Annotated in this window: 5 protein-coding genes; all 5 read left to right on the top strand. The window is 75.7% G+C overall.

Translation table 11 applies throughout. The features are described from left to right. Positions 1 to 528, top strand: a 528-nt coding sequence (locus Q6969_RS14355; protein ID WP_317231051.1) for a RibD family protein, incomplete at its 5' end; no start/stop codon positions are given. Further along, positions 528 to 1,190 carry a riboflavin synthase gene (locus tag Q6969_RS14350; RefSeq protein WP_317231050.1) on the top strand — a complete coding sequence of 221 codons (663 nt, stop codon included), beginning with the start codon at positions 528 to 530 and terminating at the stop codon, positions 1,188 to 1,190. The genes Q6969_RS14355 and Q6969_RS14350, both read left to right, overlap by 1 nt. Then, positions 1,187 to 2,584 (top strand): GTP cyclohydrolase II, encoded by a 1,398-nt coding sequence (gene ribA, locus Q6969_RS14345; protein WP_317231049.1) that lies wholly within the window; start codon positions 1,187 to 1,189, stop codon positions 2,582 to 2,584. The genes Q6969_RS14350 and ribA overlap by 4 nt, the downstream gene beginning before the upstream one ends. Then, complete coding sequence (gene ribH / locus Q6969_RS14340) at positions 2,581 to 3,060, top strand: 6,7-dimethyl-8-ribityllumazine synthase (protein ID WP_317231048.1); 480 nt, start codon at positions 2,581 to 2,583, stop codon at positions 3,058 to 3,060. The genes ribA and ribH overlap by 4 nt, the downstream gene beginning before the upstream one ends. A 146-nt stretch (positions 3,061 to 3,206) precedes the next feature. Further along, on the top strand, positions 3,207 to 3,421 hold a 215-nt coding region (locus Q6969_RS14335), incomplete at its 3' end, for an ATP-binding cassette domain-containing protein (protein WP_317231047.1).

Raw genomic sequence — 3,421 nt, 5'->3', positions numbered from 1 at the left:
GCGGACGGCACCAGCCGCTGGATCACCGGCCCCGCCGCCCGCGAGGACGTGCACCGGCGCCGCGCGGAGGCCGACGCGATCCTCGTGGGCACTGGCACCGTCCTCGCCGACGACCCCGCGCTCACCGCCCGGCGGCCCGACGGGATCCCGTACCCGCACCAGCCCGCGCCCGTCGTGCTGGGCGACCGCGCGATCCCGGACGACGCGGCCGTGCACCGCCACCCGCGGCGGCTCATCCGCATCGCGGGCCACGACCCGGCCGCGGCGCTCGCGGAGCTCGGCCGTCGCGGGATCCGGCACGTCTTCGTGGAGGGCGGTCCCACGATCGTCTCCGCGCTCGTCGCCGCCGGGCTCGTGGACGAGGTGGTCGCCTACCTCGCGCCCGTGCTCCTCGGCGGCCCCCGCACCGCGACCGGCGACCTCGGCGTGCCGAGCATGCCGGCCGCCCACCGACTCACCCTCATCAGCACGACACGGCTCGGGGACGACCTCCTCGTGACCGCGCGACCCACCACGGAAGGCCAGTGATGTTCACAGGGATCATCGAGGAGCGCGGACGCGTCCTCGCGCTCGACGCCGAGGGCGACTCCGCCCGGATCACGGTGGAGGCGCCGCTCGCGGTGTCCGACGCCCGGCACGGCGACTCCATCAGCGTCGACGGCGTGTGCCTCACGGTCGTCGCGCAGACGCCCGGGGGCTTCACCGCCGACGTCATGCGGCAGACGCTCGTGATGAGCTCGCTCGGGCGGCTCGCCGTCGGCGGGCACGTCAACCTGGAGCGCGCCGCGCGCGTCGGCGACCGGCTGGGCGGCCACATCGTCCAGGGCCACGTCGACGGCACGGGCCGCCTCCTCGCGACCACCCCCGGCGAGGCGTGGCGGATCCTCCGCTTCTCGCTGCCGGCCGACCTGTCGCCGCTCGTCGTCGACCGCGGGTCGATCACGGTCCAGGGCGTGAGCCTCACCGTCAGCGCGGTCAGCCCCACCGACACGGCCGACGCCGACGCCTGGTTCGAGGTGTCGCTCATCCCCGAGACCCTGACGGCGACGACGCTCGGCGCGCTGGAGGTCGGCGACGAGGTCAACCTCGAGACCGACGTGCTCGCCCGGCACGTGCAGCGCATGCTCGCGCTCGACGCGCGCGGCCGCGACGGGAGCGCTCGCGACGACCGCGCGGGGGTCCGCTCATGAGCCTCGCCGGGATCCCCGCCGCCCTGCAGGAGCTGCGCGCCGGCCGCCCCGTGATCGTCGTCGACGACGAGGGCCGCGAGAACGAGGGCGACGTGCTGCTCGCCGCCGAGTCCGCCTCGCCCGAGTGGGTGGCCTGGCTCGTGAAGCACTCCTCCGGCTTCATCTGCGCGCCCATGACGAACGAGATCGCCGACCGGCTGGAGCTGCCGCTCATGGTGGCCGACAACCGCGACCCGCGCGGCACCGCGTACACGGTGTCCGTGGACGCGGCCGACCGGCTGTCCACGGGCATCAGCGCCTCCGACCGCGCGCACACCCTCCGCGTGCTGGCGGACCTCGAGAGCGTGCCCACGAGCCTGCACCGGCCGGGCCACATCCTGCCGCTGCGCGCGGTGGAGGGCGGCGTGCGCGAGCGCGACGGCCACACGGAGGCGGCGGTCGACCTCCTCACGCTCGCGGGACTCACGCCCGTCGGCGCGATCAGCGAGATCGTGCAGGACGACGGCGAGATGATGCGCCTGCCCGGGCTCCTCGCGCTCGGCGAGGCCGAGGGCGTGCTGGTCGTCACCATCGAGGCGCTCAAAGCGCACCTGGAGGAGTTCCACTGCGACCGGGCGCTCGAGCCGGCGGTGGCGATCCCCGAGGCGTCGCGCGTCATCTTCGAGGTCGAGACCACGGTCCCGACCACGCACGGCACCTTCCAGCTGCGGGCGTACCGCGACCGCACGACGGGCGCCGACCACGTCGCCGTCGTCTCCGGGGTCCCGAGCGCGCACGGCACGCTCGTGCGCGTGCACTCCGAGTGCCTGACCGGCGAGGCGCTGGGGTCCCTCAAGTGCGAGTGCGGGCCGCAGCTCGACGCGGCGCTCGACGAGATCCAGGACGCGGGCGGCGTGGTCGTGTACCTGCGCGGGCACGAGGGACGCGGGATCGGCCTCATCAACAAGCTGCGCGCCTACCGGCTGCAGGAGGACGGCTTCGACACGCTCGACGCGAACATCGCCCTCGGGCTGCCGGCGGACGCCCGCGACTACGGCGCGGCGTCGGCGATCCTGCAGGACATGGGGATCGAGGACGTGCGCCTGCTCACCAACAACCCCGAGAAGGTCCGGCAGCTCGAGGCCCACGGCGTGCGCGTGACGGAGCGCGTGCCGCTCGTCGTCGGCCTCACCGCCGCGAACGCGGGGTACCTCGCCACCAAGCGCGACCGGATGGGCCACCGCCTGGCCCTCGCCGAGGAGCCGGCGGCCGTCGTCGTCGACACCGACATGCGCATCGGATCCGACGCCTACCCGGACGCGCAGGCGCCCGACGGGCTCACGACCACCACCGCGACCGGCCCCGCCGGCGCACGACCCGCCGCGCCCGCGGCCCCCGAGGAGGAGACCGCATGAGCGGACACGGAGCACCCGAGATCGACCCCACCGCGCTCGACGGGTCGGGGCTGGCCGTCACGGTCGTCGCCGGACGCTGGCACGACGAGATCAGCGCGGGCCTGCTCGCGGGCGCGCGGCGCGTGCTCGACGCGGCCGGCGTCACCACGACGGTGATCCGCGTGCCCGGCAGCTTCGAGCTGCCCGTGGTCGCGCGGGCGGCGCTGGACGCCGGGGCCGACGCGGTCGTGGCGCTCGGCGTCATCATCCGCGGGGGCACGCCGCACTTCGAGTACGTCTCGGACGCGGCGACGTCGGGCCTCACGCAGGCGTCGCTGCTCACGGGCAAGCCGATCGGCTTCGGGCTCCTCACCCTCGACGACGAGCAGCAGGGCCTGGACCGCGCCGGGCTCCCGGGCTCGAAGGAGGACAAGGGCGCCGAGGCGGCGGAGGCCGCGGTGACGACGGCCCTGCTCCTGCGCGGCATCCGGGGCTGACCCCGGGCTCGAGCCGCGCCGTGGGCTCCCGAGCCCTGGCGTGGCTCGAGCCCCGGCGCGGTTTTGATATCGAGAACGGGTATCACTAAGGTCGTCGGGAGCGCCCCCGGATCGTCCGGCCCCGGGCGTCCGTGGACGGAGGCCCGGTGCATCCCGCCCTCGACGTCCGCTCCCTGTCCGTCTCCCTCGACCGCGCCGCCCTCGTGCACGACGTCGACCTCCGCATTAGCGCCGGCGAGCGCGTCGCGCTCGTCGGGGCGTCCGGATCCGGGAAGTCGCTCACCGCGCAGGCCGTGCTCGGGACGCTGCCGCCCGGCGCCCGGGTGCGCGGCGCCGTCGCGCTCGGCGGCCGGGCGCTCCG

Source organism: Clavibacter sp. MX14-G9D (genome assembly GCF_032917815.1).
GTDB classification, from domain to species: domain Bacteria; phylum Actinomycetota; class Actinomycetes; order Actinomycetales; family Microbacteriaceae; genus Clavibacter; species Clavibacter michiganensis_K.
This window is presented reverse-complemented; position numbering and strand designations above follow the sequence as displayed.

What these genes read in the sequence shown, in the direction of transcription:
- ribH (WP_317231048.1), top strand. Translation starts at nt 2,581, where the DNA reads ATGAGCGGACACGGAGCACCCGAGATCGACCCCACCGCGCTCGACGGG.
- ribA (WP_317231049.1), top strand. Translation starts at nt 1,187, where the DNA reads ATGAGCCTCGCCGGGATCCCCGCCGCCCTGCAGGAGCTGCGCGCCGGC.
- Q6969_RS14350 (WP_317231050.1), top strand. Translation starts at nt 528, where the DNA reads ATGTTCACAGGGATCATCGAGGAGCGCGGACGCGTCCTCGCGCTCGAC.